The organism is Azospirillum halopraeferens DSM 3675, assembly GCF_000429625.1.
GTDB classification, from domain to species: Bacteria; Pseudomonadota; Alphaproteobacteria; order Azospirillales; family Azospirillaceae; genus Azospirillum; species Azospirillum halopraeferens.
The window spans coordinates 129,578-155,720 of the sequence record NZ_AUCF01000014.1 but is presented as its reverse complement, the minus strand read 5'-3'; the positions used below and the strand labels follow the sequence as shown (position 1 = coordinate 155,720).

Sequence of the window (26,143 nt, the reverse complement as noted above, 5' to 3'; positions counted from 1 at the left end):
CATGCGCCTGCTTCCTCTTCTCGCCGCCGGCCTCCTCGCCGTGACCGCGTCCGCCGGCGGTGCGGCCGCGGCACCGAAGGCGTTCGACCGCCTGGTGGTCTTCGGCGACAGCCTGTCCGACACCGGCAACGCCGGCCGCTTCACCAACGGACCGGTGTGGGCCGAGCGGCTGGCCGCCGATCTGGGCCTGGAGCTGCACCCGGCCCGCGACGGCGGCGCCAACTTCGCGGTGGGGGGCGCCCGGCTGGACCCGCAGGCCGGCCCGTTCGGGCTGCGCGCCCAGGCGGACATGTACCTCGCCCGGCCGGCGCCGCGGGCGGCGGGACGCACGCTGCATGTGGTCTATGGCGGGGGCAACGACGTTCTCGCCGCACTGGGCGCACCGGCGGCGGAGCGGCGGGTGGACGAGGCGGCCGCGGTGCTGGCGGGCATCGTCGCCGACCTGGCCCGCCGCGGTGCCACCGACGTGCTGGTCCCCAACCTGCCGGACGTGGGCATCACGCCGCAGGTGCGCGCCCGCGGCCCCGGAGCGGTCGCCGAGGCCCGCACCCTGAGCCGCCGCTTCAACGCCGCCGTCGACCGCGCCTTGCAGGACGCGGCACCCGCGGGCCTGCGCCTTCACCGTCTGGACGTGTGGACGATGGCGGAACGGGTGACCGCCGATCCCGCCGCCTTCGGCTTCACCGACGTGACCACGCCCTGCGGCGGCGCGGGCGGCTGCAACGGCCACCTGTTCTGGGACCATGTGCACCCCACTGCCACCGCTCACGCCCGCCTGGGCGAAGCGGCGCTGGCCGGGCTGCGCACGCGCATCGGGGGCGGGTGATCCACCCGCCCCCGGTATCGGCCGCGACGGCGGCCGCGGCCCGATAGCGTCGAAGCCTGCGTGGCGTTTGAACGCAGCGGTCAGGATATTCCTGACCGCGTATCAAAGGAGCCGGCCGTGGCGTTACTGTTGCTGCTCCTCGGCATCTTCCCAACTCCGCTCCACGTCCTCGCCCGCGCGGCGGATCGGCGTGCGGCCACCGGGGTCGATGCGCCCGGACCCGTCTTCGGCCGCGGCTCGGCCGTCGGTGTGGCCCATCAGCTCCTCTTCCGGCAGGGCGCTGGTGGCGGTGGTGTCACCGAATTCGGCCCGGCCGTCGGCCGGGGGCATCGCCGCCTCCTCGTCCGGCACGGCCGGGCGGGCCAGGGCGTCGCCGGGCGGGCCGCCGTGCTGCTCGCCCACCCCCTTCTCCGCCGGGCTGTAGGCGCGGCCGGTGCCATGGGTGTCCAGGGGCGTCGCCCGCTCCACCGGCGCCTGCTGCGCTTCGAGCTGGCCCTGACTCTGCGCCGACGCCGGGGGCGCCGACAGGGCCAGCGCCAGGGCGGCGCCGGCCAGCAATAGGGTCTTGGTCATGGGATGTCTCCGGGTCGGGCGCCGTCAGGCCGCCTTGACCGCTTTCTTGTTGATGTCGCCGCAGGCGAGCTTGTTCAGGCGCTCGTCGGTCGCCTTCTCCTCCTTCAGCGTCTCTTCCAGGAGCTTCGCCACCTCCTTCTCGCCCAGAGCCTGCGCATAGGCCTGCAGCGTGCCGTAGCTGGCGATCTCGTAATGCTCCACCTTCTGGGCCGCGGCGATCAGCGCCGCGTCGAGCACGTCGGGCTCCAGCCCCTCCTCCATCATGTCCTTCGCCTCTTCCACCAGGCCCTCCATGGCGTGGCAGAGCTTGCCGCGGGCGCGGACGTCGAGCTTCTCGAAGACCTGTTCCAGACGCTCGATCTGGCCCTGGGTCTCTTCCAGATGCTCCTTGAAGGCGGTCTTGAGATCCTCGGAATGGGCGGCGCGCGCCATCTTCGGCAGCGCACGGGTGAGCTGCTTCTCGGCGTTGTAGACGTCGCGCAGTTCCTCGATCAGCAGGTCGCGCATGGACTTCTTGCCGGCCATCGGTGTCTCCTTCCGTCATCGGATCCCGTCGCGGGATCGCCGGCCATCAACAGGACCGGGGGGCAAAGATCGCGCCCGCTAGACGGCCCCGTCGGGGCAGAGCGGAAGGATGATGCGCACGGTGGTGCCGGCGCCGACGCAGGAGTCGATGGCGATGCGGCCGCCCCAGTCGGTCACCATCCCGTGCACGGCGGCAAGCCCCAGCCCCGTGCCGCGGCCGACCTCCTTGGTCGTGAAGAACGGATCGAACACGCGCTCCAGGATCGCCGGATCGATGCCGCGTCCGGTGTCGCTTACGCTGAGCACGGCACACCGGCCGACCGGCGGGCTCCCGTCGTCGGAATCGACGCCGGCCTTCTCCAGCGCGATGGTGATCGTCCCGCCGGTGCCCTCCATGGCGTCGGCGGCGTTGCGGACCAGGTTGATAAGCACCTGGACCACCTGCGTCTCGTCGGTCCGCACCACGGCGTCCTCGGCCTCGATGCACCAGCGGATGGTGACGCCGCGCGGGACGAGCAGGTCGATGATCCGGTCGGCGTTGCGGACGACCGCCGCCAGGGGGAGCGGGCGGGTGCGGATGCGGTCGTCGCTGCCGAAGGTGAGGACCTGCGCCGTGACGGCGTGCGCACGCTGCGCCGCCTCGATGACGCGGGTCAGGTTGCGATGGACGGAGCCGCCGCGGGGCACCTCCTCCAGGGCCAGTTCGGTCAGACCGATGATGGGCAGCAGCATGTTGTTGATCTCGTGGGCCATGCCGCCGGCCAGGCAACTGAGGGCCTCCAGCTTGCGGGCCCGGCGCAGGCGCGCCTCCAGTTCAAGCCTGGCCTCCACCAGGCGCAGTTCCTCCTCGCGGTGGGACAGGGCGGCGGCGACCGCGTTGCGTTCGCTGCGGGCAAGGCGCACCGCACCGACCAGGTCCGCGGTGGACCGGGAGAGCCGGCCGTCGCCGTCCGGTGCCACGCGCTCCGCACAGGCGGTGATCTGCTCGAACCGCTGATACAGGACCGCAGAGGCGTCGCCGCGGTCGAGCAGCGACCGGACCAGGTGCCCCCGCAGCCGGTCCAGCATTCTCAGCCGGTTCTGCCGCGTCCGATCGAAATAGGCCTGATAGCGGGCGTAGTGCACCGGAAAACGGCTGGCATAATCGTCCGGGAAGGACGATCGATCGTCGACCGCAAAGAAGAAGATGGCCGAGAGGGTCTGGTTCATGTTGATGCCCAGCAGCTCCCCGAATGTCGAGAACCCGGCGACCGGCAAGCCGTCGAACATCGTCATGGCGCCGAGGCTCGCGAGGTTGTTCAGCCGCCGCAGCACGCAGTCGTTCAGGATGCCGGCAACCGGCGCGGGCTTGTCGGCCAGGAAGGCCGCCACGTCGGACGCGGTCTGCGCCACGAAGTCCGTGGCCTCGACCAGGAACAGCTCGTCACCGGGATTGACGTCGCAGTAGAAGACGGCGCGGCCTGCGTCGGCATCCAGGCGGGCGACCGACCGCACGAGCAGTTCGCCGTTCAGATCGATGGCAAAGGTGCGGCGTGTCAGCATCGCCTGCAATCCGTCGGCACCGCACCCCAGAGCCTTGCACAGGGCATCGACGAAGGTCGAGACCTCCAGCGTGTCGGGGTCGATGACCGTGCTCACCGTCCGCCGGACCGGATCGGCGTCGAAGATGGTGAACACGGTCTCCGTCTTGCGGAAATTCTGCGACTTCAGGACATCGTACCGGATTCCGGCCGCCAGCTTGGCGAACAGCACGACGGCATGGTTGTGCAGCACGCTGGTGCCATCGAAGATCCAGGTGTCCGTGCAGTGCGGCGCACCTCCCGCCGATCCGCCGACGAACAGGACCGGAAAGCCGGCGGTGGCGTAGACGGCCTCCATGAAGTGGTTCTCGCTGGCCGCCAGCCCGTCGATGAAGGTGAGCGCGACCGTGTCGTGGCAATCCAGCGTGAACGGCGGACGGATGCCGGCAAGGCCGCCGGCGATGGCGGCGATGCGTTCATCATGGTCCAACCGGATGTCGCCCGACCGGATGTCCTCGCTGTGCAGAGGCACGGCGTGCACGCTGGCATCCTGAAACAGCGCCCGGCTGAAGGCCAGGAGGACGAGGGAATCCCACACTCCCCGGGCCGGCAGGTAGACGCCGCCCGTTTCGCACGGACACAGTTCGCCGGCGGTCGACAGAAGCACCAGCACGGTGCCGTCGGGCAGCCCGGCACCGACCGTCCGGACGACGGTGTCGGCATCGAGATGGGGCGAAACGAAGCCGAGCACCACACGCGGCGCCCCGGCGCCGTCCGTCAGTTCCGCCAGCCGGCGGGCGGCGCGCCGCGGCGCGAGGTCACCGGACGTCAGCGTCAGCGTGCGAACCAAGGTGCCGTGCGTGTCGACCGTCCGTGACATGGGCGCCCTCCGCCACCATGGTCATTGCCGTCGTCAGGTCCGCCGCCGGCCGCGACGGAACAGGTCCTGCCAATCGAACCGCAGCATGTGCTGCGGAATCTCCTCAAGGCCGCCGATGCGGTCGCCGGCGATGAACGTGATCCCGGCGCCGCGGGCCGCCAGGGCGAGGCTGGTGGTGTTGATCCCGACCACGCAGGTGTGCAGGTGCGCCCGCTCCGCGGCGGCGACGAAGCCGTTCAGCTCCTCCATCGCCCGCGCCTCGGCGGCGCGGTCGGCCGGCACCGCCGCCGTGACGCCGGTCAGACCCGACCCGATCAGGTTGGAGAAGCTGGTCTGCTTCAGATCGACCCGCAGGAATGTCCACCGGCAGAACGGCCGCAACTCGTTCACCAGATCCGTCAGGCGTCCGTTCGGCACCCCGGCGGGAAAGCGCAGCAATTCGAAGGTGATGAAACGGCGCAGGTAATCGGGGATCGACTGGCACAGGCCGATGTAGTCCTGGCGCGTGCGCCGCGCCGCAAGCGTCTCGAAACAGACGGGGACGGACACCATCAGGCGGAACTTGTTGCGGAACAGCTCGTCCAGCGTCTCCGCCGTGAAGACGAGGGCATCCGCATTGATCCGCGCCAGCCGCTGCGGCTGCGTGATCCCCTCCAGCACCGCACTCCCCTCGAGCATGGAACGATCGGGAAAGTGTCGGACCGGCGTGCACATGTAGGTCGAGATGACCTGGCGCTCCACGTCCCAGACGGGGCGGAACATGCTGTCGATGCGCTCGAACTCCTGCCCCGCCAGACGCAGCCGCTGCAACGCCGCCGCCTCGTCGGCGGCCGCATCGGGCGCGCCTTCCGTGCCGGCACCGGCCTCCCCGGCGTCCGGGGCCGTTGCCGCCCGACCGGCCTCGACCAGGAGATCGGCCACCGACGCCCGGTCGTACAGCAACGTTCCATCGACGGTGGCCACCGCCGTGGCGATGCGAACGTCCCGCAGGTCGGGGTTGCCGAGGAACAGGCGGTGGAGTTCCTCGGCGATCTTCGCACACACCAGCTTCGCGGCCTCCCGGTCCAGGCTGGCGAAGACGACGATGTACTCCCCCTCGCCGGCCCGGAAGCGCACGTCACGGCTCCCGAGGTGCCGGTCGATCACCCGGTCCGCCGTATCCAGGATGCGATCGCGCTGTTCGGGCCAGGCCGCTCCCAGCCGCTCGCGCACGCGGTCCAGGTTGATCATGTGGACCCGCCCCGTGGCGAGAAGCTGTGGCTGCGCCAGAAGTTCCCGGAGCCGCCGCTGAAGGGTGCGCAGGCGCTCCCGCTCGCCATCATCGCGTGGTTCGGTACCGGCCGGGGCTGCCGGCGTCCGCTTCGCCGGCGGATCGTCGGTTCCCAACCAGTTGCGCAGGGCGTCGCCGAAGGGGAAGACGCGCATGGGCCGTCCCTCTGAAAACTTGGACAGGGGTCGTTCAGCGGCCGTCGAACGGGGTTATTCCGGACTCCGCCGGCGTATCACCCCGCCCGGACGAACCGGCTCAGGTGGCAACGGCGTCCTTGCCGACGGACTCCGTCAGGCATCGCGCGACCAGCCCCAGGATCTGATCTTTGGTGAACGGTTTGCCGAGAACATGATCGGCACCCATGTGTCCGGCAACCTTCAACAATTCCAGGGCCTGACTCCGTCCTCCGCCGGATATCGCTATGATCTTCATCGCCGGCGCCACACGACGAATGCTCATTATGGTAGCAATTCCGTCCAAGCGCGGCATGATCAGATCGCAAATCACGATATCGACACGTTGAGACTTGATTAGCGCCAGAGCTTCTTCGCCGTCTCTGGCTTCCAGAACAGAGAATTTACATTTCTCAAGAAATTGCCGCAGAACCGTGCGGACAAGTTCTTCATCGTCCACGACAAGCACTACGGCCATCGCTTCCTCCGCGCGCGATTCCAACGTTTTCATTGTTCGCTATACAGAGTGCTCTCAACTTTCTTACAGAATCGTTAAGAGAATTTCGCGGACGCGCAGCACCGGCCGGAGGCCTGCCATCCGGCATTCTTGGGCGACACTGGTCATATACCTAACGTCTGGTCTTCCGGCGGCGGATCGCCGATGGGCGCCAGCAGCGCCTGTCGGTCATGACGAATGCGGTCGCAGGTCAGGCGCGCCTGCTCTCGCACCCGGCGGGCGCCGGCGACCGCCGCCCGGTGGCGGTCGTCGGCGGTCCGGAACCTCTGGCTCAGGGCCTGCGTCCGCGCCGTCAACTCCTCCAGGTCGATCATCCCGCCCTCCTCCGGCATGCTGCCGCTCGCAGTTTACGCACCCCGAATGCCCGGAGGCACGTATCGTTTCGAGGAGCTACCAAGAAAAGGCACGGATCGCCACCACGGGAGTGACGGAGCGCCGTCGGCACTCTCTTGCGGACGCGGCGCCACGCAGGGCGGCGGGGCGGTGTGGCGCGAAACCTGCTTGGACCGCGCCGGTCCATCCGGCCGAGGGGAGCGGGTCCATGTCCTCCGTACAGCAGCCGCGCTACAACTGGCATGACATCGTCTATTTCCTGGAGGTCGCCCGCCAGCGCAGCCTGGTGCGGGCGGCGGCCAAGCTGCGCGTCGATCACACCACGGTCAGCCGTCGCATCCGCGAGCTGGAACGCAGCCTCAACACCGCCCTGTTCACGCGCAGCAAGGCGGGGTTCCGCCTGACCGAGACGGGCCTGCGCCTGCTGCGCCACGCCGAGGGCATGGAAAGCCATGCGGAATCCATCAGCGAGGCCATCGGCCTGGACGACGGCGGCCCCGGCGGGGCGGTGCGCATCGCCAGCATGGAGGGCATCGGCAGCCTCTACCTGACCCGGTGCGTCGGCGCCTTCAGCGCGCTCTATCCCGCCATCCAGATCGAGCTGATCACCGACACGCGCCTGCTCGACCTCAGCCGGCGCGAGGCGGACATCTTCGTCAGCTTCTACAAGCCGACGGGGCGGCGCCTGTCGGTGCGCAAGGCCGGGGAGTTCAAGGTGTCGCTGTTCGCCGGACGCCGCTACTTCGACGCCCGTCCCCGTCCGCGCACGGTGGGCGACCTGGACGAGCACGTCTTCGTGGATTTCATCGACGAGCTGGTCCTGGTCAACGAGAACCGCTGGCTGTCGGACATCGTCCGGCCCCGCACCGTCCCCTTCCGCAGCACCAGCCTGATGGCCCAGTGCGTCTGCGCCGCCGAGGGGCGCGGCATCGCCATGCTGCCGTCCTTCGTCGCCGCCCATCACCCCGACCTCGTCCCGGTCCTGCCGGAGCTGTTCACCACCCGCGACATCTGGATCTCGGTGCACGAGGACCTGCTGCACGTCGCGCGCATCAAGCTGCTGCTGGGCTACCTCGACCGGCGCATCGCCGGCGACCGGACCTTTCTCATGCCGCCGCTGCACCGCGCCGCCGAATAGCCGCACCACCGATTTCTGCACACGCATCGGGCAGACTGCCGGAGCGCCTGCTTTCTACGCAGGCGTTTTTCCCAAGTGAACGCCGCGCTGCCGCCGCCAGCGTGCATTTCTGCACATCCCTTTGCAGAACTGGGCATTTCGCCGGGCGATCCGACCCGCTTCAATGGCCGTGCGGTGCGGCGGCCGGAGCCGCCCGACCCCAAAGGAGGAGAGGACGATGCCACCTTCCCTGCGCTCCTTCCTGAACCATCGGCGCACCCGCCGGGCGCTGGAGCTGATCGCCGGCCCCATCGTGCTGATCCTGGTGTGGTGGATCGCCTACGCCGGCGATCTGGTGAACCCCGACCTGCTGCCGTCACCCTTCGCAACGCTGGCCGACACGGCGCACAACATCGTGCACGGCGACATGGCCCACGACTTCCTGCGCACGCTGGTGCGCGTCGGCTACGCGGTGGCGATCGCGGTGGTGGCCGGGGTGCCGCTCGGCATCGTGCTGGGGGCCAACGACTGGCTCTACCGGTCGCTGGAATTCGTCGTCGACTTCTTCCGCTCCACGCCGGCCACGGCCATGTTCCCGCTGTTCCTGCTGCTGTTCGGGCTGGGGGACGGGTCGAAGATCGCGGTGGCGGGGTTCGCCGCCGCCCTGGTGGTCATCTTCAACGTCGCCTACGGCGTGATGAACGCCCGCCGGACGCGCATCCTCGCCGCCCGCTCCATGGGCGCGTCGCGGCTGCGGATCTTCCGCGACGTGGTGTTCTTCGAAACGCTGCCGCAGACCTTCGTGGGCCTGCGCAACGGGGTGTCGATCGCGCTGGTCGTCATCATCGTCGCCGAGATGTTCATCGGCGCCGTGGACGGCATGGGCCACCGCATCATCGACGCCCAGATCGCCTACCAGCTCACGGACATGTACGGCTCGATCCTCGTGGCCGGCGCCATGGGGTACGGGCTCAACCTCCTGCTTCTGCTCGTCGAGCGGACGTTCGTCCATTGGTCGGGGCGCTGACCCCGGATCGCAACGACAGGGGCGCCCCGGCGCCCGCCGGACAAGGAAACATGCACCATGAAAACGACCCTCGCCACCGCGGCGGCCGTCGCGCTCGTGCTCGGCTCCGCCGCCGCCACGGCCTGTGAAACCAGGGACAAGGTGGTGGCCGCCTGGCTGCCGATCATGCAGACCACCGCCTACTACGTGGCCCTGGAGGAAGGGCTGTTCGAAAAGGCCTGCATCGAGATCGACAGCCAGAAGATGCAGTCGCCCAACCACATCATCGACGCGCTGGTGGCCGGCCGCGCCGATTTCGGCCCGCCCGGTGCCGCCGCCGGCATCGCGATGCTGGCGGAATCCAAATTCCCCGGCACCTTCAAGGTGTTCGGCCTGCAAGGCGGCGGCATCGCCGTCAACCTGATCAACGACGCCCTCATCGTCCGCCCCGACAGTCCCATCGCGAGCTTCGCCGACCTGAAGGGCAAGACGCTGGGGCACGTCCCCGGCATCCAGTGGCGCACCATCTCCCGCCACATGGTGCGCGCCGCCGGGCTGGACCCGGACACCGACGTGACGCTGACCGACCTGGCGGTCGCCATGCAGGTGCCGGCGGTGGCCGGCGGCAGCGTCGACGCCACCCTGTCGCTGGAGCCGGTGGGGTCCGTCGCCGCGGCTTCGGGCAAGGCGAAGCGGGCGATGACCAACCCGGTTGCCGCGGTGATCGCCGATCCCTTCTATTCCGGCGCCTCGCTGCTGACCACCCGCTTCATCCGCGAACGCCCGGACGTGGCCCGCCGGGTGGTGGAGGTGATCGACGCCGCCACCGACCTGGTCAACGCCGACTTCGACACCTACAAGGCGATCATCCCCCGGTACACGCCGATCCAGGAGACCCAGCTCGACCTGCTGGCCAAGCCCTACCTTCGGCCGTTCCACGCCCTGGACGAGACGGACATGACCTCCTACCAGGCGTTCGTCGACATCTTCGTCAAGGAGAAGGTGCTGGCGGAGCCCATGGACGTCCGCAGCAAGATCCTGAAGCCGACCGATTTCCCCGGCTGACCCCGACGCGGAGGCGCACGCCATGAAACGCTCCATCGCCCGCCTCGTCACCGGCGCACCCGCCAGCGGCACCGCCGCCACGGCGGACGCCGCCGCCGCCCCGCCGCCCGCCGCCGCCGGCCGACGGCGGGGGTCCATCGCCATCCGCGGGCTGAGGAAGACGTTCGGTGACGCGGTGGTCTACGACGGCCTCGACCTCGACCTGCCGCAGGGCCGCTTCATCTCGGTGTTCGGCCCCAACGGCTGCGGCAAGAGCACGCTGATCAACATGATCTCCGGCCTCATGGCGATGGACGCCGGCAGCGTGCTCTACGACGGCCGGACCATCGGGGAGACACGCATCTCCTACGTCTTCCAGAACTACCGGGAGGCGCTGTTCCCCTGGCTGCGCGCCATCGACAACATCCACTATCCCCTCAAGGTCCTGGGCATGCCGCGGCGCCGGCGCGAGGAGCGCGTCGCCCGCCTGCTGGCCGAGTTCGACGTGCGCATCGACATCAACGCCTATCCCTACACCCTGTCCGGAGGCCAGCAGCAGACCGTGTCGATCCTGCGGGCGCTGGTCACCGACCCCGAGGTGCTGTTCCTCGACGAGCCGTTCTCCGCGCTGGACTACGAGATGACGCTGTTCATGCGCGAGCAGATCCAGAAGATCTACATGAAGACGGGCACCACGACGCTTCTGGTCTCCCACGACCTGGAGGAGGCGGTGCAGCTCGCCGATTCCGTTCTGCTCCTCACCCGGCGGCCGACCCGCGTGGCGGAGATGGTCGACATCGACCTGCCCTGGCCGCGCACCGCCCGGATCACCACGCACCCGCGCTTCGTCGACCTGAAGCGCCACTGCCTGGACGTCTTCTGGAACGAGGTGAAGGGCCGCTGAGCCCGCACCCGCCTTCCCGCATCATCAACGGAGCCCCCATGACCACGCGCCGCTTCCGCGCCGCCGCCGTGCAGACCCTGGCCAAGCTCGGCGACTACGACCACAACATCGCGCTCGCCACCGCCTACGTCGAGGAGGCCGTCCGCCAGGGCGCGGAGCTGATCGTCTTCCCCGAGTGCATGGACACCGGGTACCTGTTCGATTCCCCCGAGCACTGCCGCGCCCTGGCCGAGACCGTCCCCGACGGCCCCTTCGTCTCGGCCCTGGCGGCGCTCAGCCGCCGCCACGGCGTCCACATCGCCAGCGGCATCACCGAATGGGACCCGGTGCGCCGCAAGCTGTTCAACAGCGGCGTGCTGTTCGACCGCAGCGGCGCGCTGGCCTGCCATTACCACAAGCAGTTCCTCGCCACCCACGACCGGAACTGGTTCGCCTTCGGCGAGCTGGGCTGCCCCGTGGTCGACACCGACCTCGGTCGCATCGGCCTGCTGATCTGCTTCGACGGGCGCATCCCCGAGATCTTCCGGTCGATGGCGCTGCAGGGCGCCGAGGTGATCGTCGACATGGCCAATTTCTTCACCATGGACCAGGCCGACCTGTGGGGTCCGGCGCGCTGCTACGAGAACGGCGTCTGGCTGGTCGCCGCCACCAAGGCCGGGCACGAGCGTTCCATCTACTACCCCGGCGGCAGCATGATCGTGGACCCCGGCGGGCGCGTGCTGTCCAAGGTGCCCTATGACACCCACGGCCTGGCCATCGCCGACGTGGACCCCGGCCTGGCCGGGGAGAAGCGGATCTACGCCCGCAACGACCGGATCGCCGACCGCCGGCCGGAGACGTACAGCCTGATGACGGTGCCGTACGCGCGTACACCCGTGGCGGCCCTGGCCGAGACGCCGCTGATCCCGGCGCGCGCCACCGCCAAGGTGGCGGCGGTCCAGATGCACGCCGCCGGCGACATCGGTGCGGACGCCGTGTTCGACATGGTCGGGCACGCCGCCAAGCTGGGGGTGAAGGTCATCACGCTGCCGGAATACGCCCTTTCCCCGTCCTGGCTGCCCGACGGGGCGCAGGCGGCGGCGCTGGCCGACCGGCGGGCCGACCTGACGGGGCGGGCGGCGGAGATCGCCGCCGCGTACGACTGCCTGATCGCCCTGCCGACGGTGGAGCGCACGGCCGCCGGCCTTGCCCCCACCACGATCCTGATCGGACCGGGGGGACGGGAGATCGGCGTCTACCGCAAAACGCACCTGACGGCGGAGGAGCGGGACTGGGCGGTGGCCGGCGACGAGTACCCGGTGTTCGACACGCCCTTCGGGCGGATCGGCGTGATGGCCGGCTACGACGCCCTGTTCCCGGAAACCTCACGCTGCCTGGCCATCGCCGGCGCCGACGTGATCCTCTGGCCGGCCAGCCTGCGCGAACCGTTCGAGCGCGAGCTGATCGCCATCCCCCGGGCGGAGGACAACCGGGTGGCCGTCGTGCTGGCCAACCGGACCGACTGCCCCCATCCCGGCGGCAGCCTGGTCGTCCCGCCCACCGGCTTTCCCCTGTGGGACATCAACGCGGTGGCGCCGCGGGACCTGCGCAACGGCGCGGTGATGCCGCGCCACCTGGACCTGGCGGTCTGCCGGCAGAAGCAGATGATCCCCGGCGTGGACATGTTCGCCAACCGCCTGGTGGACACCTACGCCGCCATCGTCGCGGCGTAGGAGGAAGAGGGTACGACGGTCGCAGCGGCTTGCCGCGGCGGCCGCGGCCCGCGATAGTGCGGGCATGATGTGGGTGGGCACGGCGATCCGGTTGGCATGGCGGGACCTGCGCGGCGGTGCCGCGAGCCTGTGGATTCTCGTCCTCGGGGTGGCGCTGGGCACCGCCGTGATGGCGGCGGTGGGCTCGCTGGGCGGCGGCGTGCTGGCGGGCATGCACGCCGCGGCGCGGGAGAGTGCGGGCGGCGACCTGTCGCTGCGCCTGTTCCACGCCCCCGTCACCCCCGATCAGCGGGCGGCGCTGGACGCGGCGGGCACGGTCAGCGAGACGGCGGAGCTGCGCCCCGTCGCCACCCGCCCCGACGGCGGTGCCCGCACGCTGGTGGAGCTGAAGGCGGTGGACGCCGCCTACCCCCTGGCCGGAACCGCCGTGGTGGCGGGCGCGCCATCCCTGCACGACGCGCTGGCCCGGCGGGACGGGGTGTGGGGGGCGGCGGTCGACCCCGCCCTGCTCGACGCCCTCGCCCTCGCCCCCGGCGACCGGCTGCGGCTGGGCGGCCTGGAGGTGGCGGTGCGGGCGGTGATCGTGCAGGAGCCCGACCGCGCCTTCCGCGCCTTCACCCTGGGGCCGCGGGTCATCATCGCCCGCGACGCCCTGGACGCCACCGGCCTCGCCGGGCCGGGGGCGGCGGTCTATTGGTACTATCGCGTCGCCCTGCCCGCCGGGGCCGAAGCCGGAGCCGCCGTGGTGCGCGACCTGGAGCGGCGCTTCCCCGACGCCGGCTGGCGGATCGTCGACGCCTCCCGGGGCATCCCCGGCGTGGAGCGGACGGTGCAGCTCGTCCGCGCCCTGGTGCTGCTGGCCGCCCTGGCGGTGCTGCTGATCGGCGGCGTCGGGGTCGCCGGCGCGGTGACGGCGCATCTGGCCCGGCGGCTGCCCGCCATCGCCACCCTGAAGGCGCTGGGCGGCGCTCCGCGCCAGCTTTTCGCCGCCTTCCTCGGCCAGACGCTGGCGGCGGCCGGTGCGGCGGTCCTGGCGGGCGCGGCGGGCGGCGCCCTGCTGGCGGCGGCGGCGGCGCGGGCCCTGCCGGCGGACTGGATGCCCGGCGCCGCGGCGGCGGTGCGGCCGGACGCCCTGGTGCTGGCGGCGCTGGCGGGCCTGCTGGCGACCCTGCTGTGCGCCCTGCCGCCGCTGGCCCGCGCCGTCGCCGCCCGGCCGGCCGCGGTGTGGCGCAACCCGGCGGAACCGCCGCCGGCCCGCCCCGGCCGGCGGGTGCCGGCGGCCGTCGCGGTCCTCGGCCTGGCGCTCGCCCTGCTGGTCGCCGCCTGGACCGGCATGCCCGTGGCGACGGCCGGCTTCCTGCTGGTCGCCGCCGCCGTCGCCGGCGCCTTCGCCCTGCTCGGCCGCGCCGTCGCCGCGGCGGCGCGGCGGCTGGCCCGGCGCGGCGGGCCGCTGCTGCGCCCGGCGGTGGCCAACCTGGGCCGGCCGGGGGCGCCCACCGTGCCCGTCGCCATGGCGCTGGGGATCGGCCTCACCCTGCTGGTGGCGGTGGGCGTCACCGCCGGGGCGGCGCGGCGGCACGTCGACGCGACGCTGCCCGCGACCATGCCCGCCGTCGCCTTCCTCAACCTGCCGCAGGCGGCGGCGGAGCCGGTGCGCGCCGGGCTGGCCGGCCTTCCCGGCGTGACGCGGGTGGAGACCGCCCCCTTCCTGCACGCCCGCATCAGCCGCCTGAACGGCGTGCCGGTGGGCGAGGCGGACGTGCCGCGCTCCGTCGCCTGGGCGGTGCGCGGCGACCGCGGGGTGAGCTGGCGCGACCGCCCGCCGTCGGACACCGCGCTGACCGCCGGCGCCTGGTGGCCGGCGGGCTACGCCGGGCCGCCGCTGGCCTCCGTCGACGTCGGCGTCGCCCGGCGGCTGGGGCTGGCGGTGGGCGACACCCTGACGCTGGCCCTGGCCCGGGGGCCGGTGACGGCGACCGTCGCCAACCTGCGGTCCCTCGACTGGTCGCGCCTGGACCTGGACTTTCCCGTCCTGCTGTCGCCGCCGCCCGTGCCGCCGCCGCACACGCTGATCGCGGCGGTGTGGTCCGATCCGGCCGCGGTGCCCGCGGTGGAAGCGGCCATGGCCGCCCTGGCACCCGACGCCCCCGCCGTGCGCGCGGCCGAGGTGCTGGAGACCCTGGGCGGGGCGGTGGAGCGGTTGCGCGCCACCCTGGACGGGGTGGCCGCGGCGGCGCTGGGGGCGGCGGCGGTCGTGCTGCTGGGCACCGTCGCCGCCGGGCTGCGGCGGCGGCGGCACGAGGCGGCGGTGCTGCACGTCCTGGGGATCGGCCGGCGCCGCCTGGCCGCCACGCTGGTGCTGGAGTTCACCCTGCTGGGCGCCGCCGTGGCCCTGGTGGCGGCCCCCCTGGGCTGGCTGGGCGGGGCCGCCGTGGCCGTTGCGGTGAGCGGCCCCGGCAGCCCCCTGCCCGGCCCCGGCGTCCCCGCCGCCGCCGCGGCCGCCACGGTGGCCGCCATGGCGGCGGTGGGGGCCGGAGTGGCGGCGGCGTTGGGCCGGGGCAGCGTGCGACATGCCCTGCGCGGCGGCTTCGACTGATGCGGCCCGGTACGTGTCAACGCGAATGAGGATGGCGGGCCACTCCGGATGATGGTTTTCTTCGCAAAGCCAAGAGCTTGGCGGCATTGGCTCCCGGCCGGGACGTGGACGCCGATCCACAATCCACAACGCCGCGGACGGCGAGCAGCCGACGCTCGCCCGCATCGGCCGGCAGCTCGAGCGCCGGGGCGTTCTCACGGCGACGGGAGCCCGGACCCGGGCGCCGTCGAGCGTCAAGGCGTTGCTCGATCGCGGCCGCGAAGAAGGAATGCTGGAACCCGACGGCGGCGAGGGATCATAGGCCGGCCAGATATGGAAGCGCCATTTGCATCAAAGATGCTGTGGGGGTCTCAATCCGAACCACCTCCGACGAACCCGGCGTGGTTCACCCCCCTGTTCTCCTTAAACCCCCTGTTCTCCTTAAAATAGCATCCCGACCGCCGCGAGTCGGGACGCCCCTGCTACGAACAAGCTCTCAGATCCTTCCCAACTCTCCGGCGTAGCGGACGAGCGCGGCAAACCGGTAAAGGCCGTGCACGAACTTGCCGTAGGGCATGGTGATGAACAAGGCGAAGACGACGCCCAGGTGCAGCGCCAGCAGCACGCCCATGGCCGGCGTCGCCCGCAGGACCAGCAGCGCCATGCCGGTGGCCGCCGTGAGGAACAGCATGGCCAGGAAGGCGGCGTCCATGCCGAAGCGTGCGTCGTCGCGCAATTCCGGCCGTCGTCGCCATTTGGCCGCCAGCAGGCCGGCCGTCCCGACCATCAGGCCGAGTCCGCCGGCACTTCCCAGCAGCACGGGCACATCATACCAGGGATAGGGTGCCACGCGGCCCAGCAGGTAATGGTAGAGGGTCGCCACCGACGTTGCGGCGAAGCAGAGCAGGAAGCCATAGAAGGTCAGGTGATGGAACAGGCGGCGGCGATCGGTCGGCCGCTCGTCCGCATTGACGCAGCCGACGCCGCCGCCGTCGAGGTAACGCAGCCGCCCGGCGTCGCGCACGGCCTGCCACAGCGATACACCGGTCGGAGCCGCCCGGCCGGGCGTGCCGGCATCGCGCAGGAACGCGCGCAGCCCCATGGCCATGGCGACGATGGCGTAGAGGAAGGCGGCGCCGAACAGCGCGGCCATGGCGTTGTGCGGCATCAGCCGGTAGAAGGCGCCGGGACCGGAATGGGCGCCCAGCAGCACCGCCGGGTCGTTGAGCGCGGCAAAACCCAGGATGAAGGCCGCCACGCTCAGCGCCGCCACCACCGCGATCACCAGGCCGTTGCGGTCGAACGCCCCGGCCAGGGCCCGCGGCCAGGCATAGGCCCGGTAGGACTCCGCGCGCACGCTCGCCAGGGTCTGCGGTACGTTGACGGCGAAGGCGTGGGGTGGCGCGAACTGGCAATCGTCGAAGCAGGCGCCGCAGGAATGGCAAAGGTTCGCGAGGTAATTGAGGTCACCCGCGGTGAAGGTGCGGCGCAGCTCCATCGCCGGGAAAACGGCGCACAGCCCCTCGCAGTAGCGGCAGGAGTTGCACACCGTCATCAGCCGATCCGCCTCGTTGAGAGCGTCAGTTGCGTGCATGGCTCGCCGCCTCCTGCCCGGCGATGCGTCCGAAGACGCTTCCGATCGTCATGCCGATGCCGGCGGCATAGCCCCGGCCCAGCACGTTGCCGGCCATGATCTCGCCGGCGGCGAACATGTTGGCGGCCGGTTTTCCGTCGGCCATGCGCATGCGGGCGTCGCCGTCGACGCGGGTGCCGAGATAGGTGAAGGTGATGCCGGGCCGCACGGGGTAGGCGTAGAAGGGCGGCGTGTCCAGCCGGCGCGCCCAGTGGCTCTTGGGGGGCGACAGCCCTTCGGTGCGGCAGTCGTCCAGCACCGTGTGGTCGAAGGTACCGGGGCGCACCGCGGCGTTGAACTCCGCCACCGTGCGCTCCAGCGCCGCGGGGTCGAGGCCCAGCCGCTCCGCCAGTTCGCCCGGCGTGGCCGCTTCGACCGGCGGGTAGAGCGACGGCATGAACAGGTCCCGCGATTTCGCGTCGAACAGGATGTAGGCGATCTGGTCCGGCTGGGCGGCCACCAGCCGGCCCCAGATTGCGTAGCGCTTGGGCCAGAAATCCTCGCCCTCGTCGTGGAAGCGCCGGGCGTCGCGGTTCACGACGATACCGAACACCACGCAGTCGAGCCGGGTGATGATGCCGCCGTCGAACTTCGGCGCGCGCGCGTCGATGGCCACCGCATGGCACTGGGTGGGGTCGCCGACCGCCTCCACTCCGCAGTCCAGCAACATGCGCAGCACGGTCCCGCGGTTGTAGGGTGTGCCGCGGATCAGGAAATTGTCGGCAGGCTCGCCCCAATGCTCCTTCAGCCACTCCAGGTTCGCCTCGAAGCCGCCGGCGGCGGCCACCAGGGTCGCCGCCCGCACCGTGTGGCGGACGCCGTCCCGGTGCACCAGGGCGCTCTCGAACCGTCCGTCGGCGATGTCCAGGCCGATCACCTCGGACTCATAAGCGATGACGACGCCCAGGTCCTCGGCCGTGCGGTACAGCGCGTTGAGCATGGCCCGCCCGCCGCCGAGGAAGAAGGCGTTGGTGCGCCCCAGGCTGAGGGTGCCGCCGAGCGACGGCTGGAACCGCACCCCCTGCTCGGCGATCCAGCCCAGCATGTCGCGCGACCGGCGGATCATCAGGCGGGCGAGCTCCTCGTCGGTGCGCCCGCCGGTGACGTGCAGCAGGTCGTCCCAAAATTCCTCTTCCGAATAGGGGCCGGTGAGGAACGCGGTCGCGCTGTCGTGGACGCAGCGCATGTTGCGGGTGTGGCGGGTGTTGCCGCCGCGGTAGAAGCGCGGCGCGCCTTCCAGCACCAGCACCGAGGCGCCGGCGCGGCGCGCGCTGATGGCCGCGCACAGGGCGGCGTTGCCGCCGCCGACGACCAGCGTGTCGTAGCGGCGGGCGAATTCGGGCACGGCGGACATGGTCTCGGTCGTTTCCCCCGGGGTGGTTGGAGCGGTCACGGCGCGCGGCGCCGCAGGCGGTGTTCGATCTCGCCGACGATTCCGCGGCGGAACAGCAGGACGCAGACGACGAAGATGAAGCCGGTGACCACGGTCACCGGCACCCCGCTGTCGGCGAGGTGGTTCTGCAACGTCACCACCAGGGCGGCGCCGACCACCGGCCCCGCCAGCGTGCCGACGCCGCCGAGCAGCGTCATCAGAACCGCCTCGCCGGACATCTGCCACGTCACGTCGGTCAGGCTGGCGAGCTGGAAGACCAGCGCCTTGGTGGCCCCGGCCATCCCGGCCAGCGCCGCCGACAGCACGAAGGCCAGCAGCTTGTAGCGTTCGGTGCGGTAACCCAGCGAGATCGCCCGCGGCTCGTTCTCGCGGATCGCCTTGAGCACCTGCCCGAACGGCGAATGGACGGCGCGCCGGATCACCGCAAAACCGAACAGGCACACCCCCAGCACGGTCCAATACATCGCCAGCGGATCGTTCAGGTCGACCAGGCCGAAGAGGACGCCGCGCGGCACGGCCTGGATGCCGTCCTCGCCGCCGGTGAAGGGGAGCTGGAGCGCCAGGAAGAACACCATCTGGCTGAGCGCCAGGGTGATCATGGCGAAGTAGATGCCCTGGCGGCGGATGGCGAGCCAGCCGAACAGCAGGCCGGTCATGGCGGCCGACGCGGTGCCGGCGAGGATCGCCAGCTCCGGCGGGAAGCCCCAGACCTTGGCGGCGTGGGCGCTGACGTAGGCCGCCCCGCCGAAGAATGCGGCGTGGCCGAAGGACAGCAGGCCGGCGAAGCCCAGCAGCAGGTTGAACGCACAGGCGAACAGCGCGAAGCACAGCACCTTCATGACGAACACGGGGTACAGCACGTGGGGTGCGGCCACCGCGACGGCGAAGCCGGCCGCGGCCAGAAGCAGCGTGCGGGTCCGCCCGTCCGGGAGGAGGCCGGGCTGCGCCGGGTCGGTGCGGGTGTCGGTGGTCATGGGTCAGCGCTCCCGTCCGAACAGGCCGGCGGGCTTGAGCAGCAGCACGACCGCCATGATGACGAAGACGACGATGTTGGAGGCTTCGGGGTAGAAGACCTTGGTGAGGCCTTCCAGCAGGCCGAGCCCGATGCCGGTGAGGATGGCGCCCAGGATCGATCCCATGCCGCCGATCACCACCACGGCGAAGACGACGATGATCAGGTTCGTCCCCATCATCGGACTCACCTGATAGATCGGCGCCGCCAGCACGCCGGCCAGACCGGCCAGCGCCACGCCGAAGCCGTAGGTCAGCGACACCATGCGCGGCACGTCGATGCCGAAGGCCTGGACCAGCGCCGGGTTCTCCGTCGCCGCGCGCAAGCGCGAACCGAGCCGGGTGCGCTCGATGGCGAACCAGGTGCCGAAACAGACGGCGAGTGCGAAGACGACCACCCAGCCGCGGTAGGACGGCAGGACCATGAAGCCCAGGTTGGTGCCGCCGCGCAGCAGGTCCGGGATCGGATAGGCCTGCCCGGAAACGCCGTAGACGTGGCGGAAGCCGCCTTCGATCATCAGCGCCAGCCCGAAGGTCAGCAGCAGACCATAGAGATGGTCGACGCTGTAGAGGTGGCGCAGCAAGCCCCGCTCCAGCACCAGGCCGAGGGCGCCGACCGCCAGCGGCGCCAACCCCAGCGCCCACCAGTAGCCGAGCCCGAATTTCGTCAGCAGCAGCCAGGCGACGAAGGCGCCGACCATGTAGAGGGCCCCGTGCGCCATGTTGATGACGTTGAGCATGCCGAAGATGACCGCCAGCCCGAGGCTGAGCAGCGCGTAGAAGGAGCCGTTGATCAGGCCCAGCAGCAGCTGGCCGAACAGCGCCTGCGGCGGTACGCCGAGAAGGTCGAGCACGTCGGGAAGTCTCCTGCTCCGGACCCGCGTCACACGCCGAGACGGGCGTGCAGCCGGTCCATGCTCGCGTCGAGCCGGTCGTTGGGAATCATGTCGACCACGTGCCCTTCCTCCATCACGTAGTGGCGGTCGGCGATGGTCGCGGCGAAGCGGAAGTTCTGTTCCACCAGGACGATGGTGAAGCCGCGGTCCTTGAGCCGCCGCACGGCGACGCCGATCTGGTCGATGATGACCGGGGCGAGACCCTCGGTCGGTTCGTCCAGCAGGATCAGCTCGGCACCCGTGCGCAGGATGCGGGCGATCGCCAGCATCTGCTGCTCGCCGCCCGACAGCCGCGTGCCCTGCGTGGCGCCGCGCTCGCGCAGATTCGGGAACAGGGTGTGGATCTGCTCCACGCTCATCCCGCCCTCGCGCACGACCGGCGGCAGCATCAGGTTCTCCGCCGTGCTCAACGAGGCGAAGATGCCGCGCTCCTCCGGCACATAGCCGATGCCCAGCCGCGGGACGCGGTGCGGCGCCATGCCGACCAGTTCCGTCCCGGCGAAGCGGATGGAGCCGGTGCGGCGTCCCACCATGCCCATGATGGCGCGCAGGGTGGTGGTCTTGCCCGCCCCGTTGCGGCCCAGCAGGGTCACCACCTCGCCACGGCGCACCTCCAGCGACACGCCGTGCAGGATGTGGCTCTCCCCGTAGAAGGCGTGGAGGTCCCGCACCTCCAGCATCGTCGCGGCGGTGTCGGCACGGTCAGGCATGGACGGCCTCCGTGCCGAGATAGGCCTCCACGACCTGCGGGTCGCGCGACACCGTGGCGTAGGGCCCCTCTGCCAGCACCTCGCCGCGCCGCAGGACGGTGATCGTGTCGGACAGGTCGGCGACGACGGACAGGTTGTGCTCCACCATCAGCACCGTACGGTGCGCGGCGACGCGCCGGATGAGGGCGGCGGTGCGCTCGATGTCCTCGTGCCCCATGCCGGCCAGCGGTTCGTCCAGCAGGAGGACCTCGGGGTCGAGCGCCAGGGTGGTGGCGATCTCCAGCGCGCGCTTGCGGCCGTAAGGCAGCTCCCCCGCCGGTCGGGCGGCCCGGTCGGCGAGGTTGACCGCCTCCAGCAACGCGTGTGCCCGGTCGTGCAGGGCGTGCAGGCCGGCCTGCGGCTTCCAGAAGTGGAAGGAGGTGCCGAGCGGGCGCTGCAACGCCACCCGCACGTTCTCCAGCACGCTGAGGTGCGGGAACACCGCGGAGATCTGGAACGAGCGCACCAGGCCCATGCGGGCCACGTCGGCGGGCTTGGCACGGGTGATGTCGCGGCCCTTGTAGAGGATGCGTCCCCGGGTGGGGGCCAGGAACCCGGTGAGCAGGTTGAAGACGGTGCTCTTCCCGGCACCGTTGGGGCCGATGAGGGCGTGGATGGTGCCGCGGCGGACCCGCAGGTCGACCGCCTTCACCGCGACGAAGCCTTTGAACTCCCTGGAAAGTCCGCGTGCTTCCAGGACCGTGTCGCTGTCCATGTCTGGCTTCCTTGTCCGTCGTGCCCCGGTTGCGGCGCGCGCGGGCGTTCCGCAGGCGCCCCGCAGGGGAGACCGCGCGGCACCGTTCCGGAGGGATTGCTGGTGGTTGCGCCGTCAGCCGGCGGTGCCGATGACGCGGCTGACCACCGGCCAGTAGAGGTCGCGGTAGCCCTGCTCGGCCGCCCGCTCCAGCAGCCGTTCGGCAAGCCGTGCCCCGTCAAGCGGGAGCCCGGCCTCGTCGGCGAGGTTCAGGGCGTAGCCGAGGTCCTTGAGCGCGTACGCCGTGGAGAACGCCTGCTCCGGGAACGTCCCCGGAAGGACCGCCTTCATGCCGTGGTTGCGCAGGGCGAAACTGTCGGCCGAGCCCTTGGACAGCGCCTCGAACAGCACGGCGCCGTCGAGGCCGCTGCGCCGGGCGACCGCCAGCGCCTCGGACAGGGCGACGACCGTTTCGATCAGCACCATGTTGTTGAGGATCTTGACGATCTGCCCGTTGCCGACGGGCCCGCAATGGGTGATGTCGCTGCCGCAGCACGCCAGCAGCGGGCGAACCGCCTCGAAGGTCTCCGCGTCGGCGCCGACGGTGATGCTGAGCGTCCCCGTCTCGGCGGCCTGCCGCGTGCGGGCGATCGGCGCGTCGGCGTAGCGCACACCTTTCGCCGCGAACGCCGCCGCCAGCTCCCGCGTCAACCCGACCGGGGAGGTGCCGAAATCGACCACCGTCGCGCCCGGCCGCATGCACGCCAGCAGGCCGTCCGGCCCGCGGCACACGGCGTCCACGTGGACGCCGCTGGGCAGGCACAGGAAGACGACGGCGCAACGCTCCGCCACTTCATCCGGACCGCCGGCCGTCCGCACCCCGTGGGCATCGAGACGCTCCAGCGGAGCCGGCGAGCGGTCGAAACCGATCACCGTTCGTCCGCTCTTGCGTGCGAGGTTGCGGCACATCGCCTCCCCCATCACGCCCAGGCCGATGAAACCGATAGGGCTTTGCGCAGTCGGGTCCATATCCGCGCTCACGGCTTCGTCACCAGCGGGCATGCGCTCTGTGCCAGCGGGCGGAACGCCTGTTCGCCCGGCGTCGTCGAGATCAGGGTGTAATAGTCGAAGGGGTACCTGGACTGCGCCGGGGCCTTGACCTGGTAGAGGTGCATATCGTTGAGCACGCGGCCGTCGGCGCGAATCGGGATGTCCTTGTTGTACATGTCGTTCACCGGCATCTCGTGCATTTTGGCGGCGACCGCCTTGGGGTTGTCGGTGCCGGCCGCTTCGAGGGCACGCAGATAGTGCAGGACGCCGCTGTAGACGCCGGCCTGCACCATGCTCGGCGGCTTGCCGCCGCTGGCCGCCATGAAGCGCTTTGCCCAGGCCCGCGTCGTGTCACTGTGGTCCCAATAGAAGGACGAGGCGATCTGCAGCCCCTGCGCCGCGTCCAGCCCCAGGGCGTGGACGTCGGTGATGAAGATGAGAAGGCCGGCGAGCGTCTGGCCGCTCTCGACGATGCCGAATTCGGCCGATTGCTTGATCGCCGTCTGGGCGTCGGCGCCCGAGGTCGCCAGCCCGACGATCTTCGCCCCCGACGCCTGCGCCTGAAGCAGGTAGGAGGAGAAGTCGTTGGTCCCCAGGGGGTGGAACACCGAGCCGACGACACGCCCGCCGGCTTCCTCGATGAAGGCGGTGGTGTCGCGCGCCAGGGCGTGCCCGAAGGCGTAGTCGGCACCGATGAAGTACCAGTCCTTGCCCGACGCCTCGGTCACCGCCTTGCCGGTGATCTTGGCCAGGGCGTAGGTGTCGTAGTTGAAGTGGAAGCTGTTGGGTGCGCAGAACTTGCCGGTGAAGTCCGACGAGGCGGGGCCCGACACCACGAAGATCTGGCCGCGGTCGCGCACCACCTCCTGGATCGCCAGACCGGCCGACGAGGCGGCACCGTCGGCGATCAGGTCGACACCCTCGGTGTCGATCCAGCGCCGGGCGGTGGCCGAGGCGATGTCCGCCTTGTTCTGGTGGTCGGCCGAGATGACCTCGATGGGTTGTCCCAGCACCGTCGTCTTGCCGAAATCCTCGACCGCCAGCCTGGCGGCGATCACCGAACCCATGCCGCCGTTGTCGGCGAACACGCCGGACTGGTCGTTGAGCACGCCGATGCGGATGGCGTCGGCGGCCTGCGCCGGCGCGCCGTGGGCCAGTGCAGCCGAAAGGACGGCCGAGCACACGAGGGTTTTCGATTTCACCTGATCCTCCCCTGTCGTCGGGTTGTCTGCGGACCCGCCGCGGCGCGGCGCGGCGGGGTGCGGAGAGCGTTCGGGGCGAAGCGCCCCGCCGCTGCCCACCTTGAGAATGTTCTGTTTGACAGAACATGTGTTCTCTTTATAGGTTGGTTGTACGCTCTTTCACGGGCGCTGACAAGCCGCCTCGCGCACAGGTCCGGACGGAACGCGGGGGAAACGACGGGAGGGGACCGATGGGGTTGCCGGAGTATGAGGTGTACGCGCTGCGCTACGGTGTGATGGACCGGCGCGTCGCCGACAATTTCCTGAACCGTGCGGCGGTGGATGGCCACGACGGGCCGATGCCGCTGGACTTCTTCCTGTGGGCGATCGTCGGCGACGGGCGGACGGTGGTGGTCGACACCGGATTCGGCGATTTGGTGGCGGAACGGCGCGCGCGCCGGATGATCCGCCATCCCGTGGCCATGCTGGAGGCACTCGGAATCGACGCGGCGGTGGTGCCGGACGTCATCATCACCCACCTGCACTACGACCACGCCGGCAACCTCGACCGGTTCCCGGCCGCCACCTTCCACATCCAGGACGCCGAGATGGCGTTCGCCACCGGGCGCTGCATGTGCCACGGCGTGCTGCGCCACACCTTCGAGGTGGAGGACGTGGTGCAGATGGTGCGTCACGTCTACGCCGGCCGCGTGCGCTTCCACGACGGCGACGCCGAACTGGCTCCCGGCATCACGCTCCATCGCATCGGCGGCCACACCGCCGGTCTCCAGTCCGTGCGCGTCCACACCGCGCGCGGCTGGGTCGTGCTGGCCTCCGACGCGGCGCACTACTACGCCAACCTCGACGGCAATCCCTTTCCGCTGGTCCACGACGTCGCCGCGATGCTGGAGGGCCACCGCCGGCTGAAGGAGATGGCGCCGACTCCGGCGCACGTCGTCCCCGGCCACGACCCGCTCGTGCTGGCCCGTTACCCCCGCCATCCCGCGGCACCCGACGACATCGCCTGCCTTCACCTCGCCCCCGCCGCCCGGTGACGCGGCGGGTGCCCGATTCCATCCCTGCAAGGTCCAAGACATGCAACCCTATCCCGAACTCGGCCTCCACATCGGCGGCGCGTGGCGCCGCGGGCGACCCGGGCAGCCGGTGCTCAACCCGATGGACGAAAGCCTCCTGGCCACCCTGCCGCATGCCACGTCGGACGACCTCGCCGACGCGGTGGCGGCCGCCGAGGAGGGGTTCGCGGTGTGGCGCCGCACCGCTCCGGCCGAGCGCGCGGGGATCATCCTGCGCGCCGCAGCGCTTCTGCGCGAGCGGATCGAGGAGGTCTCGCTGGCCATGACCCTGGAGCAGGGCAAGCCCATCGGGCAGTCGCGGCTGGAGGTGCTGCGCGCCTGCGACATCATCGAGTGGGACGCCAACGAGGGGCGCCGCCTCTACGGGCGCATCATTCCGGCGGAACCCGGCATGCGCCACACCGTGCTGCGCGAGCCGGTCGGCGTGGTCGCCGCCTTCTCGCCCTGGAACTTCCCGGTCAGTTCGCCCGCCCGCAAGGTGGGCGGAGCCTTGTCGGCCGGCTGTTCCATCATCCTGAAGGCGTCGGAGGAGACGCCGGCCGGCGCGGTCCAACTGGTCCAGGCGTTCGCCGACGCCGGCCTGCCGCCCGGCGTGCTGAACCTGGTGTTCGGCGACCCCGCGGCGATCTCGGACCATCTGATCCCGCAGCCCGCCGTGCGGCTGGTCACCTTCACCGGCTCGGTCCCCGTGGGCAAACACCTCGCCGCGATGGCGGGGCGTCACATGAAGCCGGCGATCATGGAGCTGGGCGGCCACGGCCCGGTGATCGTCTGCGACGACGTCGACCCGGAGGCGGTCGCCGTCGCTTCGGTGATGGCGAAGAGCCGCAACGCCGGGCAGGTCTGCGTGGCGCCGACCCGCTTCTTCGTGCATGAGCGCATCTACGAGCGTTTCGTCGCCGCCGCCGGCCGGCGGGCGCAGGCGCTCCGGATCGGCGACGGCCGCGATCCCGCGTCGGAACTGGGGCCGCTTGCCAACGTGCGCCGGCGCGACGCCATGGAAGCGCTGGTGGCCGATGCCGTGGAACGGGGCGCCCGGCTCGTCGCCGGCGGCCGGCGCACGGGTGATCGCGGATACTGGTTCCCGCTGACGGTGCTCGCCGACCTGCCCGACGACGCACAGGCCATGCGCGAGGAACCGTTCGGCCCGCTGATGCTGATCCAGCCCATACGGGACGTGGCCGACGCCATCGCCCGTGCCAACGCCCTCGACTTCGGGCTCGCCGCGTACGCCTACACCAACTCCGCCGACACGGTGGCGGTGCTGACGGACGAGCTGGCCTGCGGCAACCTCTCCATCAACCACTTCGTCGCCTCGGTCGCCGAAACCCCGTTCGGCGGGGTCAAGGACAGCGGCTACGGCCGCGAGGGCGGCGTGGAAGGGTTGCAGGGCTACACCGTGGTGAAGTGCGTGTCGCACCGCACGACGCCGCTACGGTCGTAAAGCGGCGCGATGACGCGGCCCGC

At 71.0% G+C, this 26,143-nt stretch carries 23 protein-coding genes; 9 read left to right on the top strand and 14 right to left on the bottom strand.

From position 1 onward, the window contains the following. Nucleotide 1: 1 nt before the first annotated feature. A complete protein-coding gene (locus tag G472_RS33400; protein ID WP_084536663.1) occupies nucleotides 2-826 on the top strand; it encodes an SGNH/GDSL hydrolase family protein in 825 nt (274 codons plus the stop codon). 123 nt (nucleotides 827-949) lie between these two features. On the opposite strand, the gene G472_RS33395 is transcribed toward G472_RS33400, so the two are convergent. The 6 genes from G472_RS33395 to G472_RS0115120 all read right to left on the bottom strand — a co-directional run bounded on the left by G472_RS33395 (nucleotide 950) and on the right by G472_RS0115120 (nucleotide 6,598). Continuing rightward, nucleotides 950-1,399: a hypothetical protein gene (locus G472_RS33395; protein ID WP_035692506.1), complete on the bottom strand. Its 450-nt coding sequence runs from the start codon at nucleotides 1,397-1,399 to the stop codon at nucleotides 950-952. Nucleotides 1,400-1,423: 24 nt separating this feature from the next. Then, nucleotides 1,424-1,924, bottom strand: coding sequence for a YciE/YciF ferroxidase family protein (locus tag G472_RS0115140; RefSeq protein ID WP_029009076.1), 501 nt, complete (start codon nucleotides 1,922-1,924; stop codon nucleotides 1,424-1,426). A gap of 78 nt (nucleotides 1,925-2,002) precedes the next feature. Next, complete coding sequence (locus G472_RS37230; protein WP_051340851.1) at nucleotides 2,003-4,324, bottom strand: ATP-binding protein; 2,322 nt, start codon at nucleotides 4,322-4,324, stop codon at nucleotides 2,003-2,005. Between the two features lie 33 nt (nucleotides 4,325-4,357). Continuing rightward, entirely contained in the window at nucleotides 4,358-5,749 is a 1,392-nt protein-coding gene (locus G472_RS33385; RefSeq protein WP_051340850.1) for a hypothetical protein, read from the bottom strand. Nucleotides 5,750-5,849: 100 nt separating this feature from the next. Beyond that, the gene (locus tag G472_RS38100) at nucleotides 5,850-6,245 is read right to left on the bottom strand and encodes a response regulator (protein ID WP_084536662.1); all 396 of its coding nucleotides are present in this window, start codon (nucleotides 6,243-6,245) and stop codon (nucleotides 5,850-5,852) included. Between the two features lie 143 nt (nucleotides 6,246-6,388). After that, nucleotides 6,389-6,598 carry a hypothetical protein gene (locus G472_RS0115120; protein ID WP_029009075.1) on the bottom strand — a complete coding sequence of 70 codons (210 nt, stop codon included), beginning with the start codon at nucleotides 6,596-6,598 and terminating at the stop codon, nucleotides 6,389-6,391. A gap of 227 nt (nucleotides 6,599-6,825) precedes the next feature. Between G472_RS0115120 and G472_RS0115115 the strand changes: the two genes are divergently transcribed. The 6 genes from G472_RS0115115 to G472_RS33375 all read left to right on the top strand — a co-directional run bounded on the left by G472_RS0115115 (nucleotide 6,826) and on the right by G472_RS33375 (nucleotide 14,996). Continuing rightward, nucleotides 6,826-7,755, top strand: coding sequence for a LysR family transcriptional regulator (locus G472_RS0115115; protein ID WP_035692504.1), 930 nt, complete (start codon nucleotides 6,826-6,828; stop codon nucleotides 7,753-7,755). A 217-nt stretch (nucleotides 7,756-7,972) separates the two neighbouring features. Continuing rightward, nucleotides 7,973-8,761 carry an ABC transporter permease gene (locus tag G472_RS0115110; RefSeq protein WP_035692502.1) on the top strand — a complete coding sequence of 263 codons (789 nt, stop codon included), beginning with the start codon at nucleotides 7,973-7,975 and terminating at the stop codon, nucleotides 8,759-8,761. 57 nt (nucleotides 8,762-8,818) lie between these two features. Beyond that, nucleotides 8,819-9,805, top strand: coding sequence for an ABC transporter substrate-binding protein (locus G472_RS0115105; RefSeq protein ID WP_029009072.1), 987 nt, complete (start codon nucleotides 8,819-8,821; stop codon nucleotides 9,803-9,805). A 22-nt stretch (nucleotides 9,806-9,827) separates the two neighbouring features. Next, on the top strand, nucleotides 9,828-10,688 hold the full coding sequence (locus tag G472_RS33380; protein WP_084536661.1) for an ABC transporter ATP-binding protein: 861 nt from the start codon (nucleotides 9,828-9,830) through the stop codon (nucleotides 10,686-10,688). A 38-nt stretch (nucleotides 10,689-10,726) separates the two neighbouring features. Next, on the top strand, nucleotides 10,727-12,400 hold the full coding sequence (locus G472_RS0115095) for a carbon-nitrogen hydrolase family protein (protein WP_029009071.1): 1,674 nt from the start codon (nucleotides 10,727-10,729) through the stop codon (nucleotides 12,398-12,400). Nucleotides 12,401-12,464: 64 nt separating this feature from the next. Further along, entirely contained in the window at nucleotides 12,465-14,996 is a 2,532-nt protein-coding gene (locus G472_RS33375) for an ABC transporter permease (RefSeq protein WP_035692501.1), read from the top strand. Nucleotides 14,997-15,471: 475 nt separating this feature from the next. Here the strand turns inward: G472_RS33375 and tcuB are convergent, their stop codons facing one another. The 8 genes from tcuB to G472_RS0115050 form a co-directional block, all read right to left on the bottom strand. Next, the gene (gene tcuB / locus G472_RS0115085; protein ID WP_029009070.1) at nucleotides 15,472-16,569 is read right to left on the bottom strand and encodes a tricarballylate utilization 4Fe-4S protein TcuB; all 1,098 of its coding nucleotides are present in this window, start codon (nucleotides 16,567-16,569) and stop codon (nucleotides 15,472-15,474) included. After that, nucleotides 16,556-17,962, bottom strand: a complete 1,407-nt coding sequence (gene tcuA / locus G472_RS0115080; RefSeq protein ID WP_029009069.1) for an FAD-dependent tricarballylate dehydrogenase TcuA — start codon at nucleotides 17,960-17,962, stop codon at nucleotides 16,556-16,558. The genes tcuB and tcuA overlap by 14 nt, the downstream gene beginning before the upstream one ends. Before the next feature lie 35 nt (nucleotides 17,963-17,997). Then, nucleotides 17,998-18,975 (bottom strand): branched-chain amino acid ABC transporter permease, encoded by a 978-nt coding sequence (locus G472_RS0115075; protein WP_029009068.1) that lies wholly within the window; start codon nucleotides 18,973-18,975, stop codon nucleotides 17,998-18,000. Between the two features lie 3 nt (nucleotides 18,976-18,978). Continuing rightward, nucleotides 18,979-19,866: a branched-chain amino acid ABC transporter permease gene (locus tag G472_RS0115070; RefSeq protein ID WP_029009067.1), complete on the bottom strand. Its 888-nt coding sequence runs from the start codon at nucleotides 19,864-19,866 to the stop codon at nucleotides 18,979-18,981. A gap of 29 nt (nucleotides 19,867-19,895) precedes the next feature. Next, nucleotides 19,896-20,618: an ABC transporter ATP-binding protein gene (locus G472_RS0115065; RefSeq protein ID WP_029009066.1), complete on the bottom strand. Its 723-nt coding sequence runs from the start codon at nucleotides 20,616-20,618 to the stop codon at nucleotides 19,896-19,898. Then, nucleotides 20,611-21,372: an ABC transporter ATP-binding protein gene (locus G472_RS0115060; RefSeq protein WP_029009065.1), complete on the bottom strand. Its 762-nt coding sequence runs from the start codon at nucleotides 21,370-21,372 to the stop codon at nucleotides 20,611-20,613. Before G472_RS0115060 ends, G472_RS0115065 begins: the two co-directional genes overlap by 8 nt. A gap of 114 nt (nucleotides 21,373-21,486) precedes the next feature. Next, on the bottom strand, nucleotides 21,487-22,380 hold the full coding sequence (locus G472_RS0115055; protein WP_029009064.1) for an NAD(P)-dependent oxidoreductase: 894 nt from the start codon (nucleotides 22,378-22,380) through the stop codon (nucleotides 21,487-21,489). An 8-nt stretch (nucleotides 22,381-22,388) separates the two neighbouring features. Continuing rightward, complete coding sequence (locus G472_RS0115050) at nucleotides 22,389-23,603, bottom strand: ABC transporter substrate-binding protein (protein WP_029009063.1); 1,215 nt, start codon at nucleotides 23,601-23,603, stop codon at nucleotides 22,389-22,391. 230 nt (nucleotides 23,604-23,833) lie between these two features. Between G472_RS0115050 and G472_RS0115045 the strand changes: the two genes are divergently transcribed. Both G472_RS0115045 and G472_RS0115040 read left to right on the top strand, forming a co-directional pair. Then, complete coding sequence (locus tag G472_RS0115045; protein ID WP_035692498.1) at nucleotides 23,834-24,637, top strand: N-acyl homoserine lactonase family protein; 804 nt, start codon at nucleotides 23,834-23,836, stop codon at nucleotides 24,635-24,637. Nucleotides 24,638-24,677: 40 nt separating this feature from the next. After that, on the top strand, nucleotides 24,678-26,120 hold the full coding sequence (locus G472_RS0115040; RefSeq protein WP_029009061.1) for an NAD-dependent succinate-semialdehyde dehydrogenase: 1,443 nt from the start codon (nucleotides 24,678-24,680) through the stop codon (nucleotides 26,118-26,120). The last annotated feature ends 23 nt before the right edge of the window (nucleotides 26,121-26,143 follow it).

What these genes read in the sequence shown, in the direction of transcription:
- G472_RS33400 (WP_084536663.1), top strand. Translation starts at nt 2, where the DNA reads ATGCGCCTGCTTCCTCTTCTCGCCGCCGGCCTCCTCGCCGTGACCGCG.
- G472_RS33395 (WP_035692506.1), bottom strand. Translation starts at nt 1,399, where the DNA reads ATGACCAAGACCCTATTGCTGGCCGGCGCCGCCCTGGCGCTGGCCCTG.
- G472_RS0115140 (WP_029009076.1), bottom strand. Translation starts at nt 1,924, where the DNA reads ATGGCCGGCAAGAAGTCCATGCGCGACCTGCTGATCGAGGAACTGCGC.
- G472_RS37230 (WP_051340851.1), bottom strand. Translation starts at nt 4,324, where the DNA reads ATGTCACGGACGGTCGACACGCACGGCACCTTGGTTCGCACGCTGACG.
- G472_RS33385 (WP_051340850.1), bottom strand. Translation starts at nt 5,749, where the DNA reads ATGCGCGTCTTCCCCTTCGGCGACGCCCTGCGCAACTGGTTGGGAACC.
- G472_RS38100 (WP_084536662.1), bottom strand. Translation starts at nt 6,245, where the DNA reads ATGGCCGTAGTGCTTGTCGTGGACGATGAAGAACTTGTCCGCACGGTT.
- G472_RS0115120 (WP_029009075.1), bottom strand. Translation starts at nt 6,598, where the DNA reads ATGATCGACCTGGAGGAGTTGACGGCGCGGACGCAGGCCCTGAGCCAG.
- G472_RS0115115 (WP_035692504.1), top strand. Translation starts at nt 6,826, where the DNA reads ATGTCCTCCGTACAGCAGCCGCGCTACAACTGGCATGACATCGTCTAT.
- G472_RS0115110 (WP_035692502.1), top strand. Translation starts at nt 7,973, where the DNA reads ATGCCACCTTCCCTGCGCTCCTTCCTGAACCATCGGCGCACCCGCCGG.
- G472_RS0115105 (WP_029009072.1), top strand. Translation starts at nt 8,819, where the DNA reads ATGAAAACGACCCTCGCCACCGCGGCGGCCGTCGCGCTCGTGCTCGGC.
- G472_RS33380 (WP_084536661.1), top strand. Translation starts at nt 9,828, where the DNA reads ATGAAACGCTCCATCGCCCGCCTCGTCACCGGCGCACCCGCCAGCGGC.
- G472_RS0115095 (WP_029009071.1), top strand. Translation starts at nt 10,727, where the DNA reads ATGACCACGCGCCGCTTCCGCGCCGCCGCCGTGCAGACCCTGGCCAAG.
- G472_RS33375 (WP_035692501.1), top strand. Translation starts at nt 12,465, where the DNA reads ATGATGTGGGTGGGCACGGCGATCCGGTTGGCATGGCGGGACCTGCGC.
- tcuB (WP_029009070.1), bottom strand. Translation starts at nt 16,569, where the DNA reads ATGCACGCAACTGACGCTCTCAACGAGGCGGATCGGCTGATGACGGTG.
- tcuA (WP_029009069.1), bottom strand. Translation starts at nt 17,962, where the DNA reads ATGTCCGCCGTGCCCGAATTCGCCCGCCGCTACGACACGCTGGTCGTC.
- G472_RS0115075 (WP_029009068.1), bottom strand. Translation starts at nt 18,975, where the DNA reads ATGACCACCGACACCCGCACCGACCCGGCGCAGCCCGGCCTCCTCCCG.
- G472_RS0115065 (WP_029009066.1), bottom strand. Translation starts at nt 20,618, where the DNA reads ATGCCTGACCGTGCCGACACCGCCGCGACGATGCTGGAGGTGCGGGAC.
- G472_RS0115060 (WP_029009065.1), bottom strand. Translation starts at nt 21,372, where the DNA reads ATGGACAGCGACACGGTCCTGGAAGCACGCGGACTTTCCAGGGAGTTC.
- G472_RS0115055 (WP_029009064.1), bottom strand. Translation starts at nt 22,380, where the DNA reads ATGGACCCGACTGCGCAAAGCCCTATCGGTTTCATCGGCCTGGGCGTG.
- G472_RS0115045 (WP_035692498.1), top strand. Translation starts at nt 23,834, where the DNA reads ATGGGGTTGCCGGAGTATGAGGTGTACGCGCTGCGCTACGGTGTGATG.
- G472_RS0115040 (WP_029009061.1), top strand. Translation starts at nt 24,678, where the DNA reads ATGCAACCCTATCCCGAACTCGGCCTCCACATCGGCGGCGCGTGGCGC.